At 69.5% G+C, this 26,592-nt stretch carries 24 protein-coding genes, 1 pseudogene and 1 riboswitch; of the genes and pseudogenes, 17 read left to right on the top strand and 8 right to left on the bottom strand.

Translation table 11 applies throughout. From position 1 onward, the window contains the following. Both FKV25_RS16360 and FKV25_RS07960 read left to right on the top strand, forming a co-directional pair. Positions 1-643: pseudogene (locus FKV25_RS16360) on the top strand (hypothetical protein); the annotation flags it as partial. 37 nt (positions 644-680) lie between these two features. Next, positions 681-1,964, top strand: coding sequence for a PDZ domain-containing protein (locus FKV25_RS07960; protein WP_141518254.1), 1,284 nt, complete (start codon positions 681-683; stop codon positions 1,962-1,964). Positions 1,965-2,360: 396 nt separating this feature from the next. Here FKV25_RS07960 and hemP read toward each other — a convergent pair whose 3' ends face one another. Both hemP and FKV25_RS07950 read right to left on the bottom strand, forming a co-directional pair. Beyond that, on the bottom strand, positions 2,361-2,504 hold the full coding sequence (gene hemP / locus FKV25_RS16475) for a hemin uptake protein HemP (RefSeq protein WP_246072014.1): 144 nt from the start codon (positions 2,502-2,504) through the stop codon (positions 2,361-2,363). A gap of 193 nt (positions 2,505-2,697) precedes the next feature. Further along, positions 2,698-3,669, bottom strand: a complete 972-nt coding sequence (locus FKV25_RS07950) for a potassium channel beta subunit family protein (RefSeq protein WP_141518253.1) — start codon at positions 3,667-3,669, stop codon at positions 2,698-2,700. A gap of 291 nt (positions 3,670-3,960) precedes the next feature. Between FKV25_RS07950 and FKV25_RS07945 the strand changes: the two genes are divergently transcribed. From FKV25_RS07945 to FKV25_RS07915, 7 genes are all read left to right on the top strand, one after another. After that, positions 3,961-4,539, top strand: coding sequence for a TMEM165/GDT1 family protein (locus tag FKV25_RS07945; protein ID WP_141518252.1), 579 nt, complete (start codon positions 3,961-3,963; stop codon positions 4,537-4,539). Positions 4,540-4,584: 45 nt separating this feature from the next. Continuing rightward, positions 4,585-5,724, top strand: a complete 1,140-nt coding sequence (locus FKV25_RS07940) for a GGDEF domain-containing protein (RefSeq protein ID WP_141518251.1) — start codon at positions 4,585-4,587, stop codon at positions 5,722-5,724. A 97-nt stretch (positions 5,725-5,821) separates the two neighbouring features. Continuing rightward, on the top strand, positions 5,822-7,117 hold the full coding sequence (locus tag FKV25_RS07935) for a NupC/NupG family nucleoside CNT transporter (RefSeq protein WP_246072012.1): 1,296 nt from the start codon (positions 5,822-5,824) through the stop codon (positions 7,115-7,117). A 9-nt stretch (positions 7,118-7,126) separates the two neighbouring features. Beyond that, positions 7,127-8,104: a ribokinase gene (locus FKV25_RS07930; RefSeq protein WP_141518250.1), complete on the top strand. Its 978-nt coding sequence runs from the start codon at positions 7,127-7,129 to the stop codon at positions 8,102-8,104. Positions 8,105-8,199: 95 nt separating this feature from the next. Beyond that, complete coding sequence (locus FKV25_RS07925; RefSeq protein ID WP_141518249.1) at positions 8,200-8,535, top strand: YegP family protein; 336 nt, start codon at positions 8,200-8,202, stop codon at positions 8,533-8,535. A gap of 59 nt (positions 8,536-8,594) precedes the next feature. Further along, entirely contained in the window at positions 8,595-9,623 is a 1,029-nt protein-coding gene (gene dusB, locus FKV25_RS07920) for a tRNA dihydrouridine synthase DusB (protein WP_141518248.1), read from the top strand. A 163-nt stretch (positions 9,624-9,786) separates the two neighbouring features. Beyond that, the gene (locus FKV25_RS07915; protein ID WP_141518247.1) at positions 9,787-10,104 is read left to right on the top strand and encodes a hypothetical protein; all 318 of its coding nucleotides are present in this window, start codon (positions 9,787-9,789) and stop codon (positions 10,102-10,104) included. 14 nt (positions 10,105-10,118) lie between these two features. On the opposite strand, the gene FKV25_RS07910 is transcribed toward FKV25_RS07915, so the two are convergent. The 3 genes from FKV25_RS07910 to olsF form a co-directional block, all read right to left on the bottom strand. Beyond that, positions 10,119-11,201 (bottom strand): metal-dependent hydrolase, encoded by a 1,083-nt coding sequence (locus tag FKV25_RS07910; protein ID WP_141518246.1) that lies wholly within the window; start codon positions 11,199-11,201, stop codon positions 10,119-10,121. A gap of 61 nt (positions 11,202-11,262) precedes the next feature. Then, positions 11,263-12,102 (bottom strand): UDP-2,3-diacylglucosamine diphosphatase, encoded by an 840-nt coding sequence (locus FKV25_RS07905; protein ID WP_141518260.1) that lies wholly within the window; start codon positions 12,100-12,102, stop codon positions 11,263-11,265. Between the two features lie 2 nt (positions 12,103-12,104). Further along, positions 12,105-13,859 carry a bifunctional ornithine lipid synthase OlsF gene (olsF, locus tag FKV25_RS07900; RefSeq protein WP_170218588.1) on the bottom strand — a complete coding sequence of 585 codons (1,755 nt, stop codon included), beginning with the start codon at positions 13,857-13,859 and terminating at the stop codon, positions 12,105-12,107. Positions 13,860-14,086: 227 nt separating this feature from the next. On the opposite strand from olsF, the gene metK reads away from it, so the two are divergent. The 5 genes from metK (at position 14,087) to ahcY (ending at position 20,527) form a co-directional block, all read left to right on the top strand. Then, positions 14,087-15,322 carry a methionine adenosyltransferase gene (gene metK, locus FKV25_RS07895; protein WP_141518245.1) on the top strand — a complete coding sequence of 412 codons (1,236 nt, stop codon included), beginning with the start codon at positions 14,087-14,089 and terminating at the stop codon, positions 15,320-15,322. Between the two features lie 260 nt (positions 15,323-15,582). Continuing rightward, positions 15,583-17,022, top strand: a complete 1,440-nt coding sequence (locus FKV25_RS07890; protein WP_141518244.1) for a circularly permuted type 2 ATP-grasp protein — start codon at positions 15,583-15,585, stop codon at positions 17,020-17,022. Continuing rightward, a complete protein-coding gene (locus FKV25_RS07885) occupies positions 17,022-18,041 on the top strand; it encodes an alpha-E domain-containing protein (protein ID WP_141518243.1) in 1,020 nt (339 codons plus the stop codon). The genes FKV25_RS07890 and FKV25_RS07885 overlap by 1 nt, the downstream gene beginning before the upstream one ends. Before the next feature lie 73 nt (positions 18,042-18,114). Further along, a complete protein-coding gene (locus tag FKV25_RS07880; RefSeq protein ID WP_141518242.1) occupies positions 18,115-18,861 on the top strand; it encodes a proteasome-type protease in 747 nt (248 codons plus the stop codon). Positions 18,862-18,918: 57 nt separating this feature from the next. After that, a riboswitch (S-adenosyl-L-homocysteine riboswitch) is annotated at positions 18,919-19,021 on the top strand. A 57-nt stretch (positions 19,022-19,078) separates the two neighbouring features. Continuing rightward, positions 19,079-20,527 carry an adenosylhomocysteinase gene (gene ahcY / locus FKV25_RS07875; RefSeq protein ID WP_141518241.1) on the top strand — a complete coding sequence of 483 codons (1,449 nt, stop codon included), beginning with the start codon at positions 19,079-19,081 and terminating at the stop codon, positions 20,525-20,527. 529 nt (positions 20,528-21,056) lie between these two features. Here the strand turns inward: ahcY and FKV25_RS07870 are convergent. Next, positions 21,057-21,611, bottom strand: a complete 555-nt coding sequence (locus FKV25_RS07870; protein ID WP_141518240.1) for a DUF3228 family protein — start codon at positions 21,609-21,611, stop codon at positions 21,057-21,059. Positions 21,612-21,732: 121 nt separating this feature from the next. On the opposite strand from FKV25_RS07870, the gene metF reads away from it, so the two are divergent. The 3 genes from metF (at position 21,733) to FKV25_RS07855 (ending at position 24,428) form a co-directional block, all read left to right on the top strand. Then, positions 21,733-22,572: a methylenetetrahydrofolate reductase [NAD(P)H] gene (metF, locus tag FKV25_RS07865; RefSeq protein WP_141518239.1), complete on the top strand. Its 840-nt coding sequence runs from the start codon at positions 21,733-21,735 to the stop codon at positions 22,570-22,572. 76 nt (positions 22,573-22,648) lie between these two features. Next, on the top strand, positions 22,649-23,431 hold the full coding sequence (locus FKV25_RS07860; RefSeq protein WP_141518238.1) for a hypothetical protein: 783 nt from the start codon (positions 22,649-22,651) through the stop codon (positions 23,429-23,431). 76 nt (positions 23,432-23,507) lie between these two features. Next, positions 23,508-24,428, top strand: a complete 921-nt coding sequence (locus FKV25_RS07855; protein ID WP_141518237.1) for a branched-chain amino acid transaminase — start codon at positions 23,508-23,510, stop codon at positions 24,426-24,428. Between the two features lie 49 nt (positions 24,429-24,477). On the opposite strand, the gene FKV25_RS07850 is transcribed toward FKV25_RS07855, so the two are convergent. Further along, entirely contained in the window at positions 24,478-25,830 is a 1,353-nt protein-coding gene (locus FKV25_RS07850) for a sensor histidine kinase (protein WP_141518236.1), read from the bottom strand. Continuing rightward, positions 25,817-26,500, bottom strand: a complete 684-nt coding sequence (locus FKV25_RS07845; RefSeq protein ID WP_141518235.1) for a response regulator transcription factor — start codon at positions 26,498-26,500, stop codon at positions 25,817-25,819. The genes FKV25_RS07850 and FKV25_RS07845 overlap by 14 nt, the downstream gene beginning before the upstream one ends. Between the last annotated feature and the right edge of the window lie 92 nt (positions 26,501-26,592).

Genomic DNA, 26,592 nt, shown 5'->3' with positions numbered 1-26,592 from the left:
TGCCGTCGCTGCCTGGGCGCTCGCCGCCACGGTGGCCCTGGCGATCGGGATCGCCGTGCCGCGCCTGGATACGCCCGTGCCGGCAGCGCGGATGGCCTCGAAGCCATCCGCTGCACTGCCCGCGCGGGGGCATGGATCCCCCGGGCCGGGGCACGAAGCCTCGTCGCCCCCGCCCGGCCAGGTCGTTGCCGGCGAACCCGCGAACGCCGACCGACGGCCCGATGCCGCGGAGCCTGCCGTCGAACCTGCGGCAACGCACCGACGGGTGCGCGATGCCGGCGCCTCGCGGGCAGGGGCCATGGCCACCCGTGCGCCGGCGCCGGTCGACGCGCACCCCACGCCCACCGCCCCTGCATTCGATCGCCTGTACGAGGAATCCGCGCGCCTGGAAGCCGTGGTGGCGCTCGCCCGCGACGACGGCATGTCCAGCGCCACCGCGGCGGCGATGACCACGGCCATCGATGCGCGGATCGGCGGCATCGACGCCTCGCTCTCCGAACCTGGGCTGCTGCCGGATGCGCGACTGCAACTGTGGCAAGCGCGCGTCGACGCGCTTCGCGACCTCGCCGGGCTGGAAACCACACAGCGCCTGATGGCCGCCCAGGGACGCGACTACGACGCCACCCTGGTCCGCGTCGACTGATGGCCCACCGACTTCGAACCACCCAGACGAGGATCCCATGAACGCCCTGACTTCCCGTGCCCTCTGGATCGCCTGCGGCCTGTGCCTGGCCGCAGGGGCAATCCACGCCCAGACTTCGCCGCCCGCCGACACCGAGGCGGCACGCAAGGCGCTCGACGAGGCACGCGCCGAGCTGGATCGCGCCGCGCGCCGCGTGGCCGAACTGTCGCGCGCGAGCGGCGCCGACCCCGCGACGCCGGTGGTCATCGAGCGCCGCCTCCAGCGCTCGCCGGTCATCGGCGTGGTGCTGGCGCCCGATTCCGACAAGGGCGTGCGGATCGCCGCGGTGACGCCTGGCAGCGCAGCCGCGCGGGCCGGCCTCAGGAGCGGGGACCGGCTGCTCGAGGTCGATGGGCAGACGGTTGCCGCCGCCAGTGCGGACGCACGCCTGGCGCGCTCGCGCGAGTTGCTGTCCGACCTCTCGATCGACACGCCGGTGTCGATCGCCTACGAACGCGACGGCACGCGACGCAGCCTGGCGCTCACCCCGACCGTGAGCGAGCGCGTCATGGTTTTCCGTGGTGGCGACGACACGACGATACTCCCGCGCGGCCGCGTGCATTGGCAGCAGGCCGGCGACGGCACGCTCGAAGTCGAGACCGACGGCTTCACCCATGTCGTGGCCTCCGACGGTTCCGGCGCCCACGAGACGATCCTGATCCGCGGCAACGCCGACGGCAGCGGCCGGGCCGGCATCGCATCACCGATGGTGGCACCGCGCGTGCGCACCGAGATCATCGACCTGGGCCGGTCCGAATGCGCCGGCGGCACCTGCGCCTCGCCGCTGCTGATGGAAGCCTTTCGCTGGAACGGCCTGAACCTGGCGTCGGTGGATGCCACGCTGGGACGCTACTTCGGCACCGACGCCGGCGTCTTGGTGCTGAGCACCGGACCGGAACTGGAGGGACTGCAGGCCGGGGACGTGATCCGCTCGGTCGACGGCAAGCCGGTGGCCACGCCACGCGAGGCGATGGCGGCGTTCCGCGGCAAGCCAAGCGGTGTCCGGGTCCCGGTGGCATACCTGCGCGATCGCAAGGCCGCCACCGCCCAGGTCACCGTGCCGGAGCCGATGGTGATCAACCTCCCGCGCGCCCCGGCACCGCCACGACCGCCGGCACCCCCGGCCGCACCGTCCCCACCCGATGCGCGCCCTCCGTCCGCGCCGAACCCCCCGACGCCGCCGGCCCTGCCCTCCACCACGGTGCCTGCGGCACCGGCGCCACCACTCCCCCCGCCCGCACCCGCGGCATCCGGCATGGCGCAGGCGCTGGTCTTCGCGTGATCGCCGGCCGCCGGCGCGCTCAGCGCGTCAGCAGCGCGACGTTCGAACACCGCGTCGATCCCGGCGTCACCGACTTCGCCGCCGGACGACAGGGTCTCCGCCTGTCCGGACAGGGGCGTGGGCAAGGGCGTGCACGGAAAGCGCCAGTCCGATGGCCAGGCAATGCGGATGGAGCGAACGGGAAGTCACGGGGACCCGGCGATGGGGTATGTCGCAAGTAGCCGCCCGTGGCGCGATCCGGCATGGATGCCGGCGACCGGGAGGGGCGGATGAAGGAAAGGGCCTGCCACCGGTGAACGCGGTGGCAGGCAGGCCGTCCGTGGCGTGCCCCACCCGGCGGGGGAGAGAGGGCTTTCCGGGGGAAAGCCGCCGGGCGAGGCCGAGGGCAGCATCGTGCTACTTGGTCAGGATCAGCTTGTCGTTGCGGGTATGGCGCAGGCGGTAGACCTCGCCGCCATGCTGGATCAGCACCTCGCGCCCGCCACGCAGCAGGGCGTCACTGTCGAGCAGCGCACCGCGCGGGACCGGCGCGGCCGGCATCCCCACTGCCCCGGGCTTGAGCGACGCCCTGCGCTCGACGGCGCGCGGCGGAAACTGGACGGCAACGGACGAAGCAGCGATCGAATGACGCATGGGCATGGCCGTGACTCGTTGTGAATGAGATGATGATGATAATCATTCGCATTTTTGAGTCAAGCCGAGGGGGCAAGCGCCACGGCCCTGCCCCCGGCCCTCAGGACGTCGCGGCCTTGACCTGCTGCCAGCCGCGCTCGTCGACCTGTTCGAGTACCTCCAGCGCCTTGAGGTTCTGCTCGAGCTGGGCGGTCCGGCTGGCGCCCAGGATCACGCTGGACACGTGCGGGTTGCGCAGGCACCAGGCAATCGCCAGCGGCGCGGGGTCGACGCCCAGTTCGGCGGCGACCGCGGTGAAACGCCGGGCCCGCGCCAGCCGTTCGGCACCGGCTTCGCCGCGGATGTTGTCCTGCAACCAGGCCGCGTCCTCCTGCGCCAGCCTGGAGTCGCCCGGGATGCCGTCGTTGTACTTGCCGGTCAGCACGCCGGAGGCCAGGGGCGACCAGATCGTCGTGCCCAGCCCGTACTCGCCGTAGAGGGGCGCGTATTCCAGTTCCACCCGCTCGCGGTGGAGCAGGTTGTACTGCGGCTGCTCCATGGTCGGCGGATGCAGGCCGTTGGCGCGGGCGAACTTGCAGGCCTCGCGCAGCTCGGACGCAGCCCATTCCGACGTCCCCCAGTACAGCACCTTGCCCTGGCGGATGAGTGCATCCATGGCCAGCACGGTCTCGCCGATCGGCGTATCGGGATCGGCGCGATGGCAGTAATACAGGTCCAGGTAGTCCACCCGCAGCCGCTTGAGGGCGTCGTGGCAGGCGTCGGTCACGTGCTTGCGCGAGAGCCCGCGCTGGGTGGGCGCGGGGTCCCGGGCACTGCCGAAGAAGACCTTGCTCGAGATGCAGAAGCCGTCGCGGGGCAGCCGAAGGTCGGCGATCACGTCGCCCATCACCCGCTCCGCCTCGCCCTTGGCATAGACCTCGGCGTTGTCGAAGAAGTTGACGCCGTTGTCCCACGCGCAGGCGATGAGGTCGCGCGCCTGCGAACGGCCGATCTGCGCGCCGAAGGTGATCCAGGCACCGAACGACAGGGCCGACAACTGCAGGCCGGACGAACCGAGGCGACGGTATTGCATGGCGGGCTCCAACGTTGGGAAGCCTTCAGTGTATCGGTACCCACGGCGGCGCCAAGCCGGTACAATCCGCCCACTCTTCCTCCGGGGAGTAGCCCACCGGCCGCCCAGCGCGGGCCGGGGCGCGACGTCAACACACTTGGCCGGCAGGCCATGGCGCGCGCAGTCGACATCCGTCCAGGAAACGACCGGGCAAGACCGAAGGCAGGCGTTGCGCGTACCCGGGCCGGGCCGTGCGGCGTCCGCCTTCGCGTCCTGCGAAAGCCCGGCCCACGTCGAGACCCTGGACCCGATATGGATGCCCTGCCCTTTTCCACCACCCTGATCTCCACCGGCACGGTGGCGCTCGCCGAGATCGGCGACAAGACCCAGTTGCTCGCCCTGATGCTGGCGGCGCGTTTCCGCAAGCCGTGGCCGATCGTCGCCGGCATCCTCGTCGCGACGCTCCTCAACCACGCGCTGGCCGGCTGGCTCGGCAGCCTGGCCTCCAGTTGGCTGTCACCCCACGTGCTGCAGTGGATCGTCGCTTTCAGCTTCCTGGCCGTGGCCTTGTGGACGCTCAAGCCCGACACCCTCGACGAGGACGAGTCGCTGCCGGCGCGGGGCGCCTTCATCGCCACCCTCTTCGCCTTCTTCCTGGCCGAGATGGGCGACAAGACCCAGGTCGCCACCGTGTTGATCGCCGCGAAGTACTCGCCGCTCTGGGAAGTCGTGCTGGGCACGACGCTGGGCATGCTGCTGGCGAACGTGCCGGTGGTGGCGCTGGGCAGCCGCTTCTCCTCCCGCCTGCCGCTGAAGACCGCCCGGCTGGCGGCGGCGGCGGTGTTCCTGGCGCTCTCGGCCTGGGCCTTCTGGCGTGCATTGGGCGGCTGACGGCGACACCGGCTATCCTGCCGCCATCGTGACGGGGACCCCCCAATGCTGGCAGCGACCGACCATGGACTGAAGGCCGTCATCTCGACGTTGCTGACGCGGCCCGACGAGATCATGCTCGAGATCGGCGCCAGCGGCGAGCTCATGGTGGCCCGGCTGCGCGCGGTGATCGCGGTGCTGCTGCTGTTGCTCCCGCTGGCCAACATGCTCGGCGGCGGCCGCATCGACGAGAATCTGATCGGCCTGGCGGGCGCGGTGATCGTCAACGTCTTCGCCCAGGTCTGGCTGGCGCTGGCGCGTCGCCGGCGCCGCTTCCGCTGGCTGCCGTTCGTGACCACCGCCTTCGACGTCAGCATCGCCACCCTGGTGCTGGCCATGCTCGCCAGCCAGCACCTGCCGGCCGGCCTCAACAGCCTGATCGTGTGGTGCGGCTACATCCTCGCGATCCTGCTCACCGGCCTGCGCAACGATGGCCGCGTCACCCTGATGGCGGGCCTGCTGGCGCTGGTCCAGTACGGTGCGCTGTATGCATGCATCCTGCTGGTGGCGGACTCCCCCGAGCAGCTGATCTCCATCGACTACGGCACGGTCACGGTGGGCAGCCAGGTGCAGCGCCTTCTTTTGCTGGTCATCGTCACCCTGGTCACGGCGATGATCGTCTACCGCATGCAGCAGCTGGTGCAGATGTCGGGCACGGACGGACTGACCGGCCTGCCTAACCGGACCTGGCTGATCCACCGCATGCCGCGCCTGTTCGAGGCTTCCGACGACGACGGCAGCAGCCTGACCCTGGCCTTGATCAACCTGGACCGGTTCCGGCGCCTGAACGACGAGATCGGCCACGCCGAGGCCGACCGCGCCCTGCGCCACGTGGTGGCGATGCTCAACGAGATGATCGACGCTGGCGAATGGCTCGCGCGCGTGCGCGGCGACGAGTTCGTGCTGGTGCTGCGCAAGCCGGTCGGCACGGCATGGGAGCGGGTCGACGCGATCCGCCGGATCCTCGCCGACCGCCCCTACCAGCCCGAGCGTGGCGCCGATGCCGTCCGCCTGAGCTTCAGCGCGGGACTGGCCAGTTACCCGCACGACGGTCGCAACCTCTCGGCCCTGCTCCGCCGCGCGGACCAGCGCCTGCAGGGCGCCAAGCAGACCGGGCGCGACCGCGTCGTGGCCCGGGAGGCCTGACGCGCCGCCCCGGAAGGTACGCGCTTGCCCGTTCTCGCGGCCCTGCACTAGGCTGGCGGCTTGTCCATCGCGCCATCGCGGCCGCAGGGGTCACTACGTGGAATTCATCACCCGGATCGGGTTCGGCCTGTTCGGCCTCGTCGTTCTGCTCGCCATCGCCTGGTGCTTTTCCAACAACCGGAAGGCGATCAACTGGCGCCTGGTCGGCATCGGCCTGGCCATGCAACTGCTGATCGCCGGCTTCGTGCTGCTCACCCCCTGGGGGGCGAGCGTGTTCGACATGCTCTCGCGCGGCTTCGTCAACCTGCTGGGATTCACCACCGAGGGCGCGCGCTTCATATTCGGCGATTTCACCGACCCGGAGAAGTTCGGTTTCGTGTTCGCCTTCCAGGTGTTGCCGACGATCATCTTCTTCGCCAGCTTCATGAGCGTTCTGTACCACCTCGGGGTGATGCAGAAAGTCGTCCAGGGCATGGCCTGGGTGATCACCAAGCTGATGCCCGTGTCGGGCGCCGAGACCCTGTCGGTGTGCGCCAATGCCTTCATCGGCCAGACCGAGTCGCCGCTGGTGGTGAAGCCCTACATCTCGAAGATGACCGAGTCCGAGCTGCTGACCCTGATGGTCGGCGGCATGGCGACCATCGCCGGCGGCGTGCTCGGCGCCTACGTCATGCTCCTGGGCGGCGGCGACCCCGCGCAGCAGGCGTTCTACGCCAAGCACCTGATCACCGCCAGCATCATGGCCGCGCCGGCGACCCTGCTGATCGCCAAGATCCTGGTGCCCGAGACCGCGACCCCGCTGACACTCGGCACCGTGCGCATGGACGTGGAGAAGACCACCACCAACGTGATCGACGCCGCCGCGGCGGGTGCCGCCGATGGCCTCAAGCTGGCGCTGAACGTCGGCGCCATGCTGCTGGCCTTCATCGCGCTGATCGCACTGCTCAACGCGCCGCTGGTCTGGATCGGCGAGATCACCGGCCTGCAGGACGTGCTCGGGCGGCCGACCGACCTGTCCTCGCTGCTCGGTTACCTGCTCTCGCCGCTGGCCTGGGCGATCGGCGTGCCCTGGCAGGACGCCAGCACCGTTGGCGGCCTGATCGGGACGAAGGTGGTGCTCAATGAATTCGTCGCCTACGTGCAGCTCGGCGAGATCCTCCGCGGCAACGTGCCTGGCGTCGTGCTCACCGAACAGGGCCGGCTGATCGCGACCTACGCACTGTGCGGCTTCGCCAATTTCAGCTCGATCGCGATCCAGATCGGCGGCATCGGTGGCATCGCGCCGGAACGGCGCCACGACCTCGCGCGCTTCGGCCTGCGCGCGGTGCTCGGCGGTTCGATCGCGACCCTGATGACCGCCACCATCGCCGGCGTGCTCACGCACTTCGCCTGAGGACGCCCCATGCCCGCCGCCGTCGTCGTCATCGGTTCCTTCAACGTCGACCACGTGTGGACGGTCGACCGGCTGCCGCGTCCCGGTGAAACCCTCGCCGGCCGCTACCGCAGCGGCCCGGGCGGCAAGGGATTCAACCAGGCCGTGGCGGCGCGACGCGCGGGCGCGGGCACCCGTTTCGCCTGCGCCCTGGGCCGTGACCCCGGCGCCGAGCTGGCCTTGTCGCTGGCCGCCGACGAAGGGATCGAGATGCTGGCCCTGCGCGTGGACGAGGCCACGGGGACGGCCGGCATCCAGGTCGACGCGACCGGCCGCAACCGCATCGTAATCGGCGCCGGCGCCAATGCACGGCTGGACGCCGCCCACATAGGTCGCGTCGCCGACCGCTTCGAGGGCGCGCGCGTCGTGCTGGCACAGCTCGAGACGCCGGTGGACGCGGTGATGGCCGGGTTTGCCGTGGCCCGGGATCGCGGCATGGCGACGATCCTCAATCCGGCCCCGGCCGACGCCGGGGTACCCGACGCACTGTGGGCACTCACCGATTTCGCCACGCCCAACGAAACCGAGTTCAGCATGCAGCTCAAGCGCTGCTGCGGGCTGGAGGTCGATGCCGACACCCTGGCCGCGGAGCCGGACGCATCGCTCCACGCCCTGTGCCGCCGGCTGCTCCCGGCGGGCACCGTCATCGTGACACTCGGCGCGGCCGGTGTGTTCGCGTCGCGGCCGGACGCGGCCCTCCCCGATGGCGATCCGGCCTGGCTGCGCGTGGCGGCCCCCCGGGTCGAGGCGATCGACACCACCGGCGCCGGAGACGCCTTCAACGGGGCGCTCGCCGCGGCCCTGTCCCTGGCGCCCGGCCGCGCCCTCGAGGCGCAGCTGCGTGACGCGGTGCGCTTCGCCTCGCTGTCGACCGAGAAGGCGGGGGCCGCCCTCGCCATGCCCTTGCGCAGCGAGCTCCGGGCACGCTTTGCCACCGACGAGGCCTGAAGCCCAAAGCTTAACGCTCGATTAACAAGGCATGCCCTAGCCTGCTCCCGAGCCTCGTATTTGAGGCATCCGTCACACTTTCAGGGAGACAGCGCATGGCCGGCAAATTCGAGATCAGCACCCGCAGCAATGGCGAATTCCAGTTCAACCTGATGGCGGGAAACGGGCAGGTCATCCTCAGCAGCGAGGGCTATTCCGCCAAGGCGGCGTGCCTGAACGGGGTCGAATCGGTCAAGAAGCACAGCGAGGACGAGGCCTTCTTCGAGCGGCTCACCGCGTCCAATGGCAGCCCCTACTTCAACCTGAAGGCGAGCAACGGCCAGGTCATCGGCCACAGCCAGATGTACAGCAGCACGTCGGCGCGCGACAACGGCATCCAGTCGGTGATGACGCACGCGCCCTCCGCCCTGCTCAACGACAAGACCGCCTGAGGGGTTCCAGGGACTCGTCGCGGCGGCGCCGGGGATGCGCCGCGCCTTACAATGCGCGGATGTCCGACGACGTGTTCCGCATCGGTCCGCACGCCATCGCCCCGCGCCTCGTGCTCGCGCCGATGGCCGGCGTCACCGACAAGCCCTTCAGGATCCTGTGCAAGCGCATGGGCGCGGGCCTGTGCGTGTCGGAAATGACCACGTCCGACCCGCGCTTCTGGAACACCGCCAAGTCCCGCCATCGGATGGACCACGAGGGCGAACCCGAACCGGTCAGCGTGCAGATCGCCGGCACCGAACCCGAGGTGATGGCCGAGGCGGCACGCCACAACGTGGGACATGGCGCGCAGATCATCGACATCAACATGGGCTGCCCCGCCAAGAAGGTCTGCAACGCCTGGGCGGGCTCGGCGCTCATGCGCGAACCCGAACGCGTCGCCCGCATCCTGTCGGCCGTGGTCGCCGCGGTCGACGTGCCGGTCACGCTCAAGATCCGCACCGGCTGGGCGCACGACCAGCGCAATGCCCTGCAGATCGCCCGCATCGCCGAGGAATGCGGCATTGCCGCGCTGGCCGTGCATGGGCGCACGCGCGACCAGCAATACACCGGCGTCGCCGAGTACGACACCATCGCCGAGGTCAAGGCGGCACTGTCGATCCCGGTCTTCGCCAACGGCGACATCGATTCGCCCGAGAAGGCCGCCCACGTCCTGGCGCACACCGGCGCCGACGCACTGCTCGTCGGCCGCGCCGCGCAGGGGCGTCCCTGGATCTTCCGCGAGATCGCGCATTACCTGGCGACGGGCACGAAACTGGCGCCGCCTTCGCTGGGCGAGGTGCGCGACACGTTGCTTTCGCACCTGCGCCACCTGCATGACTTCTATGGCGAAACCTCCGGCGTGCGCATCGCGCGCAAGCACCTGGGCTGGTATGCACGCGACCGACCCGAGCACACGCTGGAACAACGCGCGCTGTTCCGGGCGACGGTCAACCGGGCCGACAATGCCCAGGACCAGTTGCGGATCACCGCCGAGTATTTCGATGCCCTGGTCGCGGGCGAGCCGCCGCGCCTGACCGCGGCTGCCTGAGCCGCGAACGCCCCGCGCCCGCCAAGCATCAAGCGTGCCAGCCAAAGGTCATCGGTGCGTCTGGCTCATGCGCCCGGCCAGGAACCGCGCTCCAATGGATACGCCGGGATGTCCCCATCGGCAGTATCCCCCGCTGCCGCGTCCCGGTGCCCAGGAGACCCCCATGAACGGCAAGATCACGCTTTTCGTACTCGCTTCGTTCGCGGCCATGCCCGCCCTCGCCGGCAACGATCCGGTCGGCGACCTGTCCGACGTCACCGGCCTGAGCGAGCGCAAGGTGCAGATGGTGCTCGGCAACCGCACCGCTTTCGCCGAGTACCGCTATACCTACGACCGCGCACTCGCCCGCTTCACCCGCGCAGTCGGCAAGGACGCGCACGAACGCCTCATGCGCGGCGAGTCGGTGGCACTTCGCGACGCCGAGGGTCGCGAGATCGTGGTGCAACTGCCTGCAGACCCGCACGCGGACCGCACGCTGTAGTCATCGAGGCGCGCTCAGCGCTCCAGGGCAGGCGCCGCGCGAGGCGGCGCCGCGCCCTCGCGGTCCACGATCCGTTCGTCGTCCGGCGAATCCTCCGGTGCCTGCCATATGCGGCGCCACATGTCGCCCAGCCGGCGACTGGCGTCCCAGGGCCACTCAAGCTGCGCAGGCGGAATCTCGCGCCATCCGCCTTCCTGCGCCTCGGCCACCGCGAAGCGGAAGCTGAAGTCGGGCTCGGCGCCCATGCGCAGGTCGGACAGCACGAGCTGGCCATCGCGCTGCTCGGCTTTCATGAAGCCGTGGTTGAACCAGCCCAGCCGGCTGACGCTGGGATAGTCGGCGACCTGGGCGAAGGCGCGCGCATCGGATGGATAGGCGCGGAAGGTCATCGGCCCGGTGTCGGCGGCGAGCGAGCGCTCGCCCTCCAGGAACCCTTCCGGCGTCATCGCCACGACCCGCCACAACAGGATGTTGAATGGCATGGGCACCGAGAAACGCGGCGCGTCGTCCAGTCCACGCGCGGCCAGCGTCTCGCGCGCGACCCGATCCACGCTGGACTTGGCCAGCAACGACGCCCCGAGGTAAAGCGAGCTGATGGTCAGTCCTACGGCCAGAGCGTGCTGCGCGAGGGGTCGCTCGCGTGCGAACCATGCCACCGCGCAGGCCACCAGCAACCAGATCGTGTAGAGCGGATCGATGATGAAGACGCTCGACCACATCACCGGTCGCGTCGGCAAGGGCCACCACAACTGCGTGCCGTAGACGGTGAACGCATCGAGCAGCGGGTGCGTGCACAAGGCCAGCTGGATCGCCCAGAACCAGCGCCGCGGCGATTGCGCGACGCGCTGCCCGCGACCCTTGCACCAGGCCCAGATCGCCCAGGCCAGGAAGGGCAGCACCAGCAGCGAGTGGCTCACGCTCCGGTGCCAGGTCATCCGCCGTACCGGGTCGTCGGTCAGCAGGTGGATGGGCAGCACGTCCAGGTCCGGCAAGGTGCCCAGCGCGGCCCCCGCGAGCAGGGCCGCGCGCCGGTGCCCGCGCGGCGCGATGGCGGCTGCGATCGCGCCGCCGAGGACGATCTGGGTCAGGGAATCCATCCGCGCATGCTACCGGTCCCCCGCCGCCCGGTCCCCTCCCGGAGGTCCTGCCCCTGCGTCCTCAGGCGGCGCTCGGCCACGCCACCGGCGACGGCGTGGTGTTGGCGAGGGCGGGTAGCAGGGCCAGCGTCTCTCCGGTATGCGACAGCAGCCGCAGGCTGCCATCGGGGTCCTCGCACAGGGCGGTGAGGCTTTCCACCCAGTCGCCGTCGTTGGCGTAGATGCGTCCGTCGCGCACGAAAAGCGCCGCCCGGTGGATATGGCCGCACACGATGCCGTCGAGGCCACGACGGCGCGCATCGGCCAGCCCCGCGCCGACGAAGCGCGCGATGTAGCGCTCGGCCGCGCCGCTTCGGCGCTTGAGGAATTCCGACATCGACCAGTAGCGCAGGCCCATGTGCCGGCGCGCGCGATTGAGCCACTGGTTGCCGGTCAGGATGCGGTAGTAGAGCCAGTCGCCGAGCCGCTCCTGCAGGCCACCGAACTGGGTGGCGTCGTCGTAGTCGTCCCCATGGGTGACGAGCAGGCGCCGCCCGTCCGCGGTGACGTGGACGGTGCGCCGCCTGACCTGCATGCGCGGCAGAGCCAGGCCGCAGAAGCGGCGGGCCGGACGATCATGGTTGCCGGGCACGTACACCAGTTCGGTGCCGGCGCGGGCCAGGGCATGCAGGGCTTCCACCACGCGTTGCTGGTGCGTCTTCCACACCGCCCGGCGCTGTGCCATCCACCACAGGTCGACGATGTCGCCGACCAGATAGAGGCGCTCGCAACGCAGGCCGCCCAGGAAATCCGCCAGCTCGGCGGCGTGGCAATGCTTGGACCCCAGGTGGACGTCGGAGATGAAGACCGCGCGGCGCCGGGTGGGCAGTCGAGTCACGGGATTGCCGTGCACGGGTGGCATCTTCATGGGCAGGCTCCATGCGTAGTGAGGGTATCGATCGCGGGTCCGGCGCAGCGCACCTGCAGGTAGCGCGCACGTTTCCGCGGCCGCAGCCGGTGCATGTCGACCTCGATCAGGCCGTCCACCGCGTCGCAGAAGCCCGGGTCCACGCCGAACGCGAGGAAGCGCGCGCCACCGGGCTCGCACAGCTCGGTGTACTGCTTGTAGAGCATGGGCAACGCCGCCCCCATCGCCTCGAGGTTGTCGCGCAGGACCGCGAAGGCCATGCCCGCGTCGAGGGCCTCGTCGAAGCCCGGCGGCGCGGCGCGATAGCGGAAGGGCCGATTGGAAACGGCGTGGCCCTCGGCGCCCCCGTAGAAGCGGCTGTAGTACGCGACGATCTGCTCGCGCGCGTCGACCGGCAGCGCGGCACTGATCGACACCGGCCCATACAGGTAACGCACCCCGGGATGGGCCACGAGGTAGGCGCCGATCCCCTGCCACAGGTAGTCGATGCTGCGGCTGCCCCAGTACTCCGGCGCGACGAAGCTCCGCCCCAGCTCCATGCCCTCCAGCAGCCGCGGCAGCGTGGCATCGGCATAGCGGAACAGGGATGCGGTGTACAGGCCCGCGAGGCCCCGGGAGGGCAACAGGTCCGCGCCGCGCGCGACCCGATAGGCGCCAGCCACCTTTCGTGCCGGGGCATCCCACAGCACGATGTGCTCGTACCAGCCGTCGTACTCGTCCAGGTCCAGTGCCGACCCCGTCCCTTCGCCGACGCGACGGAACGTCAGTTCGCGCAGGCGCCCGATCTCGCGCAGCAGCGGCGAACCCGTCGCGAGCCGACCGACCCGGATCTGCTTGCCGTCGGCAGTGGCGCCCAGCAGCGCCAGGCCTGCCACGCCGCGCGCGACCACGTCCGCATCGACGGGCGGCACCAGTGGCACCGTTGCATCGTCGGGCGCCCGGGTCGGCGACACCCGCCGTGTGCCGATGGCGTGCAGCTCGCGGCGGACGCGTCGCAGCAGCGCGGTCGGCTCTGCATCCGCCGGCAGGTGGAGCAGGCGACCGATGCGCAAAGTCACGCGGCGCCGCCGCCGGACGAACATCTCCCGCGCCAGCAGCATGGTGCCCATCGGCTTGAACACCGCCGAGGCGCCATAGAAGAGCGCCGAGTTGCGGGCCTGCACGCGGATCGGCAGTACCGGCGCGCCGCTGCGCCGGGCGAAGCGCAGGAAGCCACGACGCCAGCGGCCGTCGGAGACGCCCCGCAGCCCCAGGCGGGCGACCTCGCCCGCGGGGAACACGATCACGCACTGTTCCCGTTCCAGCGCGGCCTCCACGGCACGCAGGCTGTCGACCCCCGCGGCGCCACCGATCACCCGGACCGGCAGCAGCAACCCGTCCAGGCCTTCGACCATGGACAGCAGCTCGTTGGCGACGATGCGCACGTCCCGGCGCACGCTGCCGACGAGGTCGAGCAGGGCCAGCGCGTCGAGCGCCCCGGAAGGATGGTTGGCGATGACCAGGAGGCGGCCTCGCGGCGGGATCCGGTCGCGCTCGGCCGGGTCGACGACATAGTGCGCCTGGAGGAAATCCAGCGCCGCGGTGACGAAGTCGAAGCCCCGCAGGTGGCGGTTCGCCTCGACGAAGCGCTCCGCCTCGTCCAGTCGCGACCACCGGCCCAGGGTCCTGAGCAGGGGCCGCGACAGCCGCGACCTGCGGCCGCTGAACCACTGCGGGAAACGTTCTTGCAAACGCTCTTCGATCCGGCCCATCCGTTCGCACCACGGGCGACCCTGCGGTCGTCGGCGGCAGCTTGGGCGCGCCGCGCGACGCACGTGTGTCGCCGCGACGACAGCTCCGTGACATGGGTCCGGGCAGGCTGCACCCCCGGCGCATCGCTTAACCCGCAGGAAACGGTCGGAAGAGGCACAATGCACGTCCGGGCGGCAACCTGTATCATTTCGCCATCCCTTTATCCGAATTGAAGGATATAGCCTCGATGTCCAGCTACCTGTTCACCTCCGAATCCGTGTCCGAGGGCCATCCGGACAAGATCGCCGACCAGATTTCCGACGCCGTCCTCGACGCGATCCTCGCGCAGGACAAGCGTGCCCGCGTGGCCTGCGAGACGCTGGTGAAGACCGGCGCGGCGATCGTCGCCGGCGAAGTCACCACGACCGCGTGGGTGGACATCGAGGAGCTGACCCGCAACGTCATCAACCAGATCGGTTACGACAACTCCGGCGTGGGCTTCGACGGCCACACCTGCGCGATCATCAACATGCTCGGCAAGCAGTCGCCGGACATCGCCGCGGGCGTCGACGGCAGCGCGAAGAAGCAGAAGAAGCCCGAAGAACAGGGTGCCGGCGACCAGGGCCTGATGTTCGGTTACGCCTGCAACGAGGCGCCGGAGTTCATGCCGGCGCCGATCTACTACAGCCATCGCCTCGTCGAGCAGCAGGCCAAGGTGCGCAAGAAGCGCAACTCGCCGCTGCCGTGGTTGCGCCCGGACGCCAAGAGCCAGGTCACCCTGCGCTACGACAATGCCAACCAGATCGTCGGGCTCGATGCCGTCGTGCTGTCGACCCAGCACGACCCGGGCATCAAGCAGAAGGACCTGGTCGAGGCCGTGCGCGAACACATCCTCAAGCCGGTGCTACCGAAGAAGTGGCTCGACGCACTGCCGAAGAACAAGGTGCACATCAACCCGACCGGCATCTTCGTGATCGGCGGGCCCGTGGGCGACTGCGGCCTGACCGGCCGCAAGATCATCGTCGACACCTACGGCGGCATGGCCCGCCACGGCGGCGGTGCGTTCTCGGGCAAGGATCCGTCCAAGGTCGACCGTTCGGCGGCCTACGCCGCCCGCTACGTCGCCAAGAACGTGGTCGCCGCCGGCCTGGCCGACAAGTGCGAGGTGCAGGTGAGCTACGCCATCGGCGTCGCCGAGCCGACCTCGATCTCGGTCACCACCTTCGGCACCGGCCGCATCAGCGACGACAAGATCGAGAAGCTGATCCGCAAGCACTTCGACCTGCGCCCCTACGGCATCGTCAAGATGCTCGACCTGATCCATCCGATCTACCAGGACACTGCAGCCTACGGCCACTTCGGCCGCAAGCCCAAGGACGTCAGTTACGTCGATGGCGCCGGCAACACGCAGGTCGCCACGGCCTTTTCCTGGGAAAAGACCGACAAGGCCGAGGAACTGCGCAAGGCCGCGAAACTCAAGTAAGCGCGACAGTGCCCCGCGCGGGCGTCGCTTCCTGGAACGGGCCGCTTGCGGCCCGTTTTCATGTTCCCTTGCCGCCCGGTGGTGTTTGATGGCCCTGCCGTAGGGCGCGTCGTTGGCACGGCCCCGTGGGTCGCGCATTTGCACGAGAATCCTTGCGCCCTTCATCCTCCCGCCGCAGCGCGACGCTCGACCGCGCCGGCACCGCCCCATGGGCACGCCCGGAGGTATGGCACTCCCTTCCTTCGCGATGGAGCATGCCCATGCCCGACAGGTTCGACGAAATGCACGATGCGTCCGGACAGGTCCGGCCGCATTACCGCGCCTTCGACGATTGGGTGCGCGACACCCCCGACGCCCTCATCGCCGGCAAGCGTCGCGAGGCGGAGATCTCCTTCACCCGCGTCGGCATCACGTTCTCGGTCTACGGCGAAGAGTCCGGCAACGAACGCCTGATTCCGTTCGACATCGTGCCGCGCATCCTGCCCGCGTCGGAATGGCGCATGCTCGAAGCCGGCCTGCGCCAGCGCGTGCACGCGCTCAACCTGTTCCTGGGCGACGTCTACGGCGCCCAGAGGATCCTCAAGGAAGGGCGCGTGCCGGCGCACATGGTGCTGGGCAACAGCGAGTACCGGAACGAGATGCAGGGCCTGGCGGTGCCCGGTGGGATCTATTCGCACGTCTCGGGGATCGACCTGGTGCGCGCCGGCGATGGAGAGTACTACGTGCTCGAGGACAACCTGCGCGTGCCCTCGGGCGTCTCCTACATGCTGGAGAACCGGCGGATGATGGCGCGCCTGATCCCCGAACTCTTCGCCCGCCAGCAGATCGCGCCAGTGGAGCGCTATCCCGATGCCCTGCTCGAGATCCTGCGCCAGGCGGCGCCACCCGCGGTGGACAGCCCCATCGTCGCCGTCCTGACGCCGGGCGCGGCCAATTCCGCGTACTTCGAGCACGCCTTCCTCGCCCAGCAGATGGGCGTGGAACTGGTGGAAGGGGCCGACCTGTTCGTGCGCGACGACATGGTCTACATGCGCACCACCCGCGGCCCCCAGCGCGTGCACGTGATCTACCGCCGCATCAACGACGACTATCTCGACCCGACCGTGTTCCGGCAGGAGTCGATGCTCGGCGTGCCGGGCCTGTTCAATGCCTACCGCGCGGGTCATGTCACGCTGGCCAACGCACCCGGCACCGGGGTGGGCGACGACAAGTCAATCTACCCCTTCGTCCCGGACATGATCCGCTTCTACCTCAGCGAGGAGCCGATCCTGCACAACGTGCCGACCTACCAGCTTCGCCACCCCGACGAGCGCCAGTACGTGCTCGACAACCTCGCCGACCTGGTGGTCAAGGAAGTCCACGGCGCCGGCGGTTACGGCATGCTGGTCGGCCCGGCCGCCACCCGCGCGGAAATCGAGGCCTTCCGCCAGCGCATCCTCGACGATCCGGACAATTACATCGGCCAGCCCACGCTGTCGCTGTCCACGTGCCCTACTTTCGTGGAAAGTGGACTGGCGCCGCGACACATCGACCTGCGCCCGTACATCCTCTCGGGCGAGAAGATCCACGTCATGCCGGGCGGACTGACCCGGGTGGCCCTGCGCGAGGGCTCGCTGGTGGTGAACTCCTCCCAGGGCGGTGGCACCAAGGACACCTGGGTGCTCGACACCGACGCGCCGCTGCCAGGAGGAGCCCGCTGATGCTGTGCCGGACCGCCAACGACCTGTACTGGGTGGCGCGCCACATGGAGCGCGCCGAGAACACCGCCCGCCTGCTCGACGTGACCCAGCGGATCGCGATGCTGCCCGAGCGCCTCGACCGCGGCAAGGCGCATGCCGCGCCCTGGCGCCGCGCGCTGGAAGCGCTGGGCGTGGTCGAGCGCTTCGACGCCTGCCACGACCGCGTCGACGGCGACACGGTGGTCGATTTCCTGCTCCTCTCGCCGGACAACCCGTCTTCGGTGCACCACGCCTTCCATGCCGCACGCGAGAACGCGCGGGCCCAGCGCGTGGCGATCACCGCCGAGATGTACGAAGACCTCAACGCGACCTGGCTGGAGATGCGCGGGATCGATGCCACGCGGATCCGGAACGAGGGCATCAGCGGCGTGCTCGAATGGATCAAGAACTGTTCGGCTTCGTTCCGCGGGGTGATGATCGGCACCCTCGGCCGTGACGAGGGCTACCACTTCCTGCGCCTGGGCACCTTCATCGAGCGCGCCGACTGGGCGATACGGATGCTCGACGTGGTCGGCAGCGATGCCGACCTGGCCGAGAACCGCGAGGTCCGCGACGCGGTGGAGTACTTCCAGTGGAGCGCCCTGCTGCAATCGCTGTCCGCCTTCGAGACGTATCGCCGCCTCTACCGGGACTCGGTCAACCCGGTCACGGTCACCGAGCTGATGCTGCTCAACGGCGGCAATCCGCGCTCGTTGCGCACCTGCGTCGCGCGCCTTCACGAGGTCCTGCAGGCGCTGGCGGCGCACGATGGCCTGGAAGTCGTGCGCCAGGCAGGCTCGCTTGCCGCGCAGGTGCAGTACGCGCGGCTCGACGAGATCGTCGACAGCGGGCTGGAGGCATGGCTGCACGACGCGATGGAACGGCTTGCCCGCCTTGGCGACGAGATCCACCGCGAGTTCATGTCCGCCGATGACGAGGGCGCGCCGGTGGCTGACAGGTCGCGGAACGCGTCGCAGGCCCAATCGGCGGTGCGCCAGTGACGCGCGCTTGCCCCCTCCGGCCCTCCCGGCACAATGGCCATCCCGCGACCTGCCGCCACGAGGCCCGCCGCCCATGACCTACTGCATCGGAATGAACCTCGACGCCGGCCTGGTGTTCCTGTCCGACGCGCGGACCAATGCCGGGGTCGACGACCTGCGCAGCGCCGGGAAGATGCGCACCTTCGGCGCCGATGGCGAACGCTTGCTGGTGACGCTGTCGGCCGGGAACCTGTCGCTGACCCAGAACGTGCTCAACCTGCTCGACCAGCGCGCCCGCCACGAGCCCGATCGACCCGGCCTGCACAACGCGCGCTCGATGGTCGACGTCGCGCAGCTCGTCGGCGACTGCATGCGCGAAGTGCGCGCCCGCGACGAAGCCTACCTGCGCGCCCGCGACATCGACCCCACCGGCAGCTTCATCGTCGGCGGCCAGATCGCCGGCGAGGCGCCGCGCCTGTTCCTGGTGTACTCGGAAGGCAATTTCATCGAAAGCACGCCCGAGACGCCGTACTTCCAGACCGGCGAGACACGCTTCGGCAAGCCGATCATCGACCGCGTGATCGTACCGGGCACTTCCCTGCACGAGGCCAGCAAGTGCGCGCTGGTGTCGATGGACTCGACCATGCGCGCCAACCTGTCGGTGGGGCCACCGCTGGACCTGCTGGTGTACCGCCGCGACAGCCTCGGCGCGACCATCCAGCGCCGCCTGGAGGAAACCGACCCCTACCTGATGACACTCCAGCGCCAGTGGAACGATGCGCTGCGCATTGCCCTCAACGCGCTCCAGCCGGCGCCGTGGCTGGACGACTGCGACGGCTGAACGGGACGCGCCACGGGGGCGCCAGCGGGCGCCGCTCGCGGTAGAATGCGCACCTGCCCCGCCGAGGGGCGCTGCGACCGCCGCGACCGTCCCTATGGACGATCGTCGCTGGCGGCCAGGCTCGGCAGGGTTTCACACGCACCAACGGCGCCCGGTCTGCGAACCCCCGCCTCCGCGACGGCCCACGGCCGCCGGGGCGCACAGAACCGGAGTCCACATGAACGCTGTAAAGAAGACCTTCTCCCAGGATGGCGATTACAAGGTCGCCGACATTTCGCTGGCCGACTGGGGCCGCAAGGAAATCGACATCGCCGAGCACGAGATGCCGGGCCTGATGTCCATCCGCCGCAAGCACGCAGCCGAGGCACCGCTCAAGGGCGTGCGCGTGACCGGCTCGCTGCACATGACCATCCAGACCGCCGTCCTGATCGAGACGCTCAAGGACATCGGCGCTGACGTGCGCTGGGCCTCGTGCAACATCTTCAGCACCCAGGACCACGCCGCGGCCGCGATCGCCGCCACCGGCACCCCGGTCTTCGCCTGGAAGGGCGAGACGCTGGAAGAGTACTGGGACTGCACCCTCGAGGCGCTCAGCTTCCCCGACGGCAAGGGCGGCTACCTCGGCCCGCAGCTCGTCGTCGACGACGGCGGCGATGTCACGCTGCTGATCCACAAGGGCTACGAACTGGAGAAGGGCGACGCCAGCTGGGTCGACAGCGCCTCGGGCAGCCACGAGGAGCAGGTCATCAAGAACCTGCTCAAGCGCGTCAAGGCCGAGCGCCCGGGCTTCTGGACCACGGTCGTGGAAAGCTGGAAGGGCGTGTCCGAGGAGACCACCACCGGCGTCCACCGCCTGTACCAGCTGGCGCAGGACGGCAAGCTGCTGGTCCCGGCGATCAACGTCAACGACTCGGTCACCAAGTCCAAGTTCGACAACCTCTACGGTTGCCGCGAGTCGCTGGCCGACGGCCTCAAGCGCGCGATGGACGTGATGCTGGCCGGCAAGGTCGCGGTGGTCTGCGGCTATGGCGACGTCGGCAAGGGCTCGGCCCATTCGCTGCGCGCCTACGGCGCCCGCGTCGTCGTCACCGAGATCGACCCGATCTGCGCGCTGCAGGCGGCGATGGAGGGCTTCGAGGTCAACACGATCGAGAACACCCTCGGCCGCGGCGACATCTATGTCACCACCACCGGCAACAAGGACATCATCACCGTCGCGCACATGCAGGCGATGAAGGACCAGGCGATCGTCTGCAACATCGGCCACTTCGACAACGAGATCCAGGTCGATGCCCTGTACGCCCTGCCCGGCGTGGAGCGCACGAACATCAAGCCGCAGGTGGACAAGTTCACCTTCAAGGACGGTCGCTCGATCTTCCTGCTGGCCGAGGGCCGCCTGGTCAACCTGGGCTGCGCGACCGGGCACCCGAGCTTCGTGATGAGCAACTCGTTCGCCAACCAGACCCTCGCCCAGATCGACCTGTGGGCGAACAAGGACGCATACGCGAACAAGGTGTACCTGCTGCCGAAGAAGCTCGACGAGGAAGTGGCCCGCCTGCACCTGGAGAAGATCGGCGTGAAGCTGACCACGCTCAGCCAGGAACAGGCCGACTACATCGGCGTCGCCGTCGACGGCCCGTACAAGCCCGAGCACTACCGCTACTGAGCCGGCGCGCGTCGCCAGTGGCATCTCGGAACGGGCGCCTCGCGGCGCCCGTTTCCGTTCCGGGGAGCCGCGCATCCCGGCGATCGCATAGCACCGTAGGATGGGTAGCGCGACGCAAAACCCATCGTTCGACATGCGTACGGCTGCGCGGCGGTGGGTTTCGCCTTCGGCTCTACCCACCCTACGGCGACCCTGCGGCGACGGTGCGGCAAAACCCGTTCGGCGGCCCCACAAACCGTCATTCCAGTGAACGCCGGGATCCAGCTTTTGGCAGGCCCGTGCTGTCCCGGCCCGGACGCCAGTGCCCGGGCGTTCGTGGACGCGCGAACCGGTGGTTCGCAGCCTGCGTCCCCTCACCCCCCGGTCCAGCGCAACGCGCTGGGTGTTCGGCCGGACCGCGCGGCAGCGCCGCGCAATCGGTCCGCCGCACCCCAGCGTTCGCTGGGATGACGAGGGGTGGTGGCGTAGCGCCGTGGGATGGGTTGCGCTCATTGTGCTCGCCGATCCCGATGGCGGCGCGCGCGCCCGCTCACCGCCAGTTCGCGTTGGCGTCCCAGAAGGCGACGCTGCGCCGGTAGGCATCGCGGTCGATCGGCACGCCCGAGCCGCCTTCCTCCACGCCCAGGGCGTTGCGCATCATGGTGATCGGCGCCATCGGGATCTCGTCCGGCGTAGCGGTGTACAGGCAGCCCACCACGCCCCACTCGCGGTCGATCGGGTTGCCTTCCTTCTCGAGCTGCGCGGCGCTGTAAAGGATCACCACGAGGTAGTCGGCCACCGGCGGCTCCACGCCTTCGAACCAGCGAACGAGGACCGGCAGCTCCTGGCGCGAGCGCGCCTCGTAGCCCGAACGCAGCAGGTGCCGGTTGGCCGCCGTGACCGGCACCGTCAGGCAGCGCGTCGTGGTCCAGTTGCGGTGCACGTGCAGCTTGCAGAAGGGCGCATAACCCTCGAGCACGCGCAACGGGGACGTTGCATTGAGATGCTGCTCGAACTGCTCCGGACTGCAGTCGCGGATGGTGTTGGGACGTGGCTCGCGGGGGAACAGCCGGGTGCGGGCGAAGGGCGTGAGGCGGATGGACATCGGCGAATCGCGGGTGGAAGGGCTGTCGCACAGGGTAGCCCTTCGGCAACCGCGCATAACATTTACCTCTATCGCGATGAAGCGATATACTGGCTGCATCCAACCCCCGAGCGCCTGCCCGATGAGCACATCCCACCGCACGCCCGTCAGCTTCGAGTTCTATCCGCCCAAGAACGACGAGCAGCGCGCGCAGCTCGACCGCACCACGGAAAAGCTCAGGAGGCTCGCACCGGAGTACGTGTCGTGCACCTTCGGCGCAGGTGGCTCCACGCTCAGCTATACGCCCGAGACGGTGTCACGCCTCAGCGGCAAGCACGGACTGGACGCGGCGCCGCACGTCTCCTGCGTCGGGGGCTCGCGCGCGGAACTGTCCGAACTGCTCGGCCGATACCGCCAGATGGGTTGCCGCCGGATCGTTGCGCTGCGGGGCGACCTGCCTTCGGGCATGGGCCACCCCGGCGACTTCCGCTACGCATCCGACCTGGTCGCCTTCATCCGCGAGGAGCATGGCGACCACTTCCACGTCGAGGTCGCCGCCTACCCGGAAACCCACCCGCAGGCGCGCGACGCGCATGCCGACCTCGCGCACTTCAAGCGCAAGGTCGAGGCCGGGGCGGACGGCGCGATCACGCAATACTTCTACAACGCGGACGCCTACTTCCGCTTCGTCGACGACGCGCGCGCCCATGGCGTGGACATTCCGATCGTGCCGGGCGTCATGCCGATCTCCAACTTCAGCCAGATCCGGCGCTTTTCCGAGATGTGCGGAGCGGAGATCCCACGCTGGATCGTGCAGCGCATGCAGGCCTACGGCGACGATGCCGCCAGCGTCAGGGCGTTCGGTGCCGACGTGGTCGCCGGCCTGTGCCAGCGCCTGGTCGCGGGGGGTGCGCCGGCGCTGCATTTCTACACCCTCAACCTGGCCAAGCCGTCGCTGAGCGTGATCGAGCGCCTGTCCTGAAGGCGACTGGCGCGCCCCTGAACGGGGCGTGCCGCCTTCACTGTCCGCCCCCCGCGGGCGGCGGTAACCTGCACGGGTGCCCCCTCCCCGCCCCAACCCCACCGCCGCCTGGACGAACACGCGAGCCCTCGCCGCGCTGCTGGCCAGCGTCCTGCTGGTCGCCGCCTGGCCGCGAACGGCGGGAGCGCAGGTGCATCGCTGCAACGCCCCCGACGGCACCTCGATCTTCACCGATCGCGCCTGCGCCTCGCTGGGCGCCACCGCGAGCCTGCCCGACGCGGGCACGCACGGCGCCCGCCACGCCAGCAGGATGCGCTGCATGGGCTCGGTACAGGACCTGATGTTCGAGATGTCGATGGCCTTCGATGCCGGCGACCCCAATCGACTGGCCAGCGTCTACCACTGGGCCGGCATGTCCTCGGGCAGCGCCTATGCGACCATCGAGCGCCTGGACCGCATGGTCAGCCGCCCGCTGGTGGATATCGTGGCGATGATGCCCACGCCGCCCGAACCACCCCCCACCCAGCAACCGATGCCGCGCCGTCCCGCCGCCGATGCGGCGAGCACGGGCCGATCGCCGGAGCCGGCCGAGGAGGATCAATCCTACGTGGAGACACTTGCCCGGCGCTACGCCGACTCGCCAGAGCCCGAGCCGGCAGTCCACCATGCCGCCGCGGTCGCGGCACCTGGCCGTCCCACGCCCCCGCCGACCACGCTGCCTCCCGCGCCGGTCGTGCCGGTGACAGCGGCCAGGCCGGTCGGGATCAAGGTGGTGCAGACGCTCACCGATGGCGTGACCCCCACCAGCACCGTCTTCGGGCTGACCCGGCATTTCGGCTGCTGGTGGATCCGCAACTGAGCCCCCGGGCAGCGGGCGCCGCGCCGCGAGACAGGGCAAAATGGTCGCCTTTACTCCACTTCAAGGGACCCCGGCGATGCAGCAGTACCCCGATTGGATATGGCACAACGGCAGCATCAAGCGCTGGCAGGAGGCCACCACGCACGTCATGGCCCACGGCCTGCACTACGGCTCGTCGGTGTTCGAGGGCATCCGCTGCTACGAGACGCCGGACGGCCCGGCGATCTTCCGCCTGACCGACCACAATCGCCGCCTCTACGCCTCGGCGCGCATCTACGACATGGCGCTGCCCTACGACCTGGATACCCTCAACGCCGCCTGCCACGAGGTGATCGCGAGGAATGGACTGACCCGTGCCTACCTCCGCCCGTTCGCGTGGCGCGGCCTGGGCGGCTTCGGCCTGTCGGCCGACACGCCGATCGAGATGTCGGTGGCCACCTGGTTCATGGGCCCCTATTTGGGCGAGGCCGCGCTCGAGACCGGCATCGACGCCTGCGTGTCGAGCTGGCAGCGTTTCGCGCCCAACACCATCCCGGCCGGCGCCAAGGCGGGCGGCAACTACCTGTCCGGCCAGCTGATCGCCCGTGAGGCGCGCCGCCTGGGCTTCGGCGAAGGCATCGCGCTGGCATCCACCGGCCTGCTGAGCGAGGGCGCCGGCGAGAACCTGTTCCTCGTCTTCGACGGTGCCCTGCACACCACGCCGGTCAGTGCCGCCCTGCTCAATGGCATCACCCGCAACACCATCATCACGCTCGCCCGCGAGAACGGCATCGAGGTCGTGGAGCGCGACCTCCCGCGCGAGTACCTGTACCTGTGCGATGAACTGTTCATGTGCGGCACCGCGGCGGAGATCACCCCGATCCGCTCGGTCGATGGCCGCCAGGTCGGCGCCGGTCGCCCGGGCCCGGTGACCCAGAGAATCCAGGACCTGTTCTTCGGCCTGTTCGACGGCCGCACGAAGGACACCCACGGCTGGCTGGAACCGCTCAAGGGCTGACCGCCCCTCCAAGAGCGCGCCACCGCCGAAGGCGGCGGCGCGGCGGAGGTCAATCCGCGCCGGCGTCCGCGGCCTCCGGCGCGAAGGACATGGTCGCCACCACGCCCCGGGTTTCGCCCGGGGTGACGCGGACGTTCCAGCCGTAGAGATCGCACAGGCGGCGGACGATCGACAGGCCGATGCCGCCGCCCTGCGAATGGCCGGCATGGGTGCCGCGATAGCCGCGCTCGAACAGCTTGGCGGCATCCTCGGCGCTCAGGCCCGGCCCGGAATCGATCACTTCGACCGAATCGGGGAGCAGGCGGACGATGACCTCGCCGCTCTTGGTGTACTTGACCGCGTTGCCGATCAGGTTGCCGAGCGCCACCGAGACCGCGGCTTCCGGCGCATCGACGACCAGCTCGCTGTGCCCTTCGATCCGCAGCTCGAGCGGCTTGCCGGCGATCTGGGCGCGATGGGATTCCAGCAGGGTGTCGGCAAGCCGTCCGACGTTGGTGGCGCCATGTCCGCGCTCGTTGCGCGAAAGCAGCAGCAGCGCGCTGATCAGGTCGGTGCACTGCGCCTCGGCGCGCTGGATCCGCAACAACCGGTTGCGGGTCTTGTCGTCGATGCCGGGATGGGAAAGCAGCAGCTCCACCGCGCCCTTGATGACCGCGAGCGGCGTACGCAGCTCGTGGCTGACGTCGGCATTGAATTCGCGGTCACGCTCCACGACTTCGGTGAGCCGCGCGGAGTAGTCGTCGAGGGCCTCGGCCAGCTGGCCGACCTCGTCGTCCGGGAAATGGCTGGCCAGCGGTTCGAGCTGGCTGCTGTCGCCTGACTCCTTCAGGCGCGTGGCCAGTTCCGACACCGGGCTCATGACGCGCGACGCAGACCACCAGCCGACCAGCAGCGACAGCAGGCTGAAGACGAAGACCGAGACATAGATCGCCCGGTTGAACTGCGTCTCGCCGCGCACCGACTGGGTCATGTCATAGGCGAGGAAGAACCACTCGTTGGGCGTCTTGCGCACCGCCAGCTTGTAGGCGAACGGAGAGCCATCGGGGTTGGTCCCCGACATACTGTGGATGCCGTCGCCGAACTCGTACCAGTCCGGCTCCTCCTGTCGCAGCGCATCGAAGTTCTCGCGGCGCACGACCTTGCCGTACATCTGCTGGAACGGGATGCTCGGCGACTGCCCTGGCGCGGTGTAGTAGCTTTCCGCGTAGGCGTCGATGTTGCGGTTCATCACGTCCTCGACCAACTGGTTCTCCACGCGGTTGCGCGTGTAGTTGGTCGCCCATGCGAAAAGTGCCGTCAGGCCGAAGCCCAGCAGCACGAAGGCGAGGATGATGCGGCTGCGAAGTTGTCGCCGGAAGCGCCGGCGCCGGCGCGGGCGCGGGGATGCGTCAGTCGCGCTCATCGGGCGCGGCGATGCGGTAGCCGATTCCGTGGCGGGTCTGGATCAGGGGCACCTCGAAGGGCTTGTCCGCCACCGCCCGCAGGCCGTGGATGTGGACCCGCAGGCTGTCCGAATCGGGCAGTTCCTCGCCCCAGACGCGGGTTTCCAGTTCCTGGCGGGTGACCACCGCGGGCGAGGCCTCCATCAATGCCTGCAGGATCTTCAGCGCGGTCGGGTTGAGCTGGAGCAGCTTGCCCTGCCGCCGCACTTCCAGGGTATCGAGGTTGTACTCGAGGTCGCCCACGTTGAGCACCCGCGTCTGCACGCCCCGGCCGCGACGCGAGAGCGCGTTCAGGCGAACCTCCACTTCCTGCAGGGCGAACGGCTTGATCAGGTAGTCGTCGGCGCCGGAATCGAAGCCGGCCAGCTTGTTGTCCAGGCTGTCGCGCGCGGTGAGCATCAGCACCGGGGTCTGCTTGCGTGCCTCGTTGCGCAGCTTGCGGCACACCTCCAGGCCGTCCATGCCGGGCAGGTTGAGGTCGAGCACGATCGCATCGAAGTCGTGGACCACGGCCAGGTGCAGGCCTGTGATGCCGTCGGCGGCGAAATCGACCGTGTGGCCGCGATCTTCGAGGAAGTCGCCCAGGTTCGCGGCGATGTCCTGGTTGTCTTCGATTACGAGTATGCGCATCACGCCTTCCTTCAGTGGGTGCCGGCCCGGGGACCGCCGACCCGATGGTTGTTTGACCGCCGACCGGAGCCGCGGTTCCTGAACAGGCAGCA

This window comes from Marilutibacter aestuarii (assembly GCF_006546775.1).
Lineage (GTDB): Bacteria > Pseudomonadota > Gammaproteobacteria > Xanthomonadales > Xanthomonadaceae > Marilutibacter > Marilutibacter aestuarii.
Note: the sequence above shows the minus strand (reverse complement) of the source record. Positions and strands in the feature narration are given on the sequence as shown.

What these genes read in the sequence shown, in the direction of transcription:
- FKV25_RS07960 (WP_141518254.1), top strand. Translation starts at nt 681, where the DNA reads ATGAACGCCCTGACTTCCCGTGCCCTCTGGATCGCCTGCGGCCTGTGC.
- hemP (WP_246072014.1), bottom strand. Translation starts at nt 2,504, where the DNA reads ATGCCGGCCGCGCCGGTCCCGCGCGGTGCGCTGCTCGACAGTGACGCC.
- FKV25_RS07950 (WP_141518253.1), bottom strand. Translation starts at nt 3,669, where the DNA reads ATGCAATACCGTCGCCTCGGTTCGTCCGGCCTGCAGTTGTCGGCCCTG.
- FKV25_RS07945 (WP_141518252.1), top strand. Translation starts at nt 3,961, where the DNA reads ATGGATGCCCTGCCCTTTTCCACCACCCTGATCTCCACCGGCACGGTG.
- FKV25_RS07940 (WP_141518251.1), top strand. Translation starts at nt 4,585, where the DNA reads ATGCTGGCAGCGACCGACCATGGACTGAAGGCCGTCATCTCGACGTTG.
- FKV25_RS07930 (WP_141518250.1), top strand. Translation starts at nt 7,127, where the DNA reads ATGCCCGCCGCCGTCGTCGTCATCGGTTCCTTCAACGTCGACCACGTG.
- FKV25_RS07925 (WP_141518249.1), top strand. Translation starts at nt 8,200, where the DNA reads ATGGCCGGCAAATTCGAGATCAGCACCCGCAGCAATGGCGAATTCCAG.
- dusB (WP_141518248.1), top strand. Translation starts at nt 8,595, where the DNA reads ATGTCCGACGACGTGTTCCGCATCGGTCCGCACGCCATCGCCCCGCGC.
- FKV25_RS07915 (WP_141518247.1), top strand. Translation starts at nt 9,787, where the DNA reads ATGAACGGCAAGATCACGCTTTTCGTACTCGCTTCGTTCGCGGCCATG.
- FKV25_RS07910 (WP_141518246.1), bottom strand. Translation starts at nt 11,201, where the DNA reads ATGGATTCCCTGACCCAGATCGTCCTCGGCGGCGCGATCGCAGCCGCC.
- FKV25_RS07905 (WP_141518260.1), bottom strand. Translation starts at nt 12,102, where the DNA reads ATGCCACCCGTGCACGGCAATCCCGTGACTCGACTGCCCACCCGGCGC.
- olsF (WP_170218588.1), bottom strand. Translation starts at nt 13,859, where the DNA reads ATGGGCCGGATCGAAGAGCGTTTGCAAGAACGTTTCCCGCAGTGGTTC.
- metK (WP_141518245.1), top strand. Translation starts at nt 14,087, where the DNA reads ATGTCCAGCTACCTGTTCACCTCCGAATCCGTGTCCGAGGGCCATCCG.
- FKV25_RS07890 (WP_141518244.1), top strand. Translation starts at nt 15,583, where the DNA reads ATGCCCGACAGGTTCGACGAAATGCACGATGCGTCCGGACAGGTCCGG.
- FKV25_RS07885 (WP_141518243.1), top strand. Translation starts at nt 17,022, where the DNA reads ATGCTGTGCCGGACCGCCAACGACCTGTACTGGGTGGCGCGCCACATG.
- FKV25_RS07880 (WP_141518242.1), top strand. Translation starts at nt 18,115, where the DNA reads ATGACCTACTGCATCGGAATGAACCTCGACGCCGGCCTGGTGTTCCTG.
- ahcY (WP_141518241.1), top strand. Translation starts at nt 19,079, where the DNA reads ATGAACGCTGTAAAGAAGACCTTCTCCCAGGATGGCGATTACAAGGTC.
- FKV25_RS07870 (WP_141518240.1), bottom strand. Translation starts at nt 21,611, where the DNA reads ATGTCCATCCGCCTCACGCCCTTCGCCCGCACCCGGCTGTTCCCCCGC.
- metF (WP_141518239.1), top strand. Translation starts at nt 21,733, where the DNA reads ATGAGCACATCCCACCGCACGCCCGTCAGCTTCGAGTTCTATCCGCCC.
- FKV25_RS07855 (WP_141518237.1), top strand. Translation starts at nt 23,508, where the DNA reads ATGCAGCAGTACCCCGATTGGATATGGCACAACGGCAGCATCAAGCGC.
- FKV25_RS07850 (WP_141518236.1), bottom strand. Translation starts at nt 25,830, where the DNA reads ATGAGCGCGACTGACGCATCCCCGCGCCCGCGCCGGCGCCGGCGCTTC.
- FKV25_RS07845 (WP_141518235.1), bottom strand. Translation starts at nt 26,500, where the DNA reads ATGCGCATACTCGTAATCGAAGACAACCAGGACATCGCCGCGAACCTG.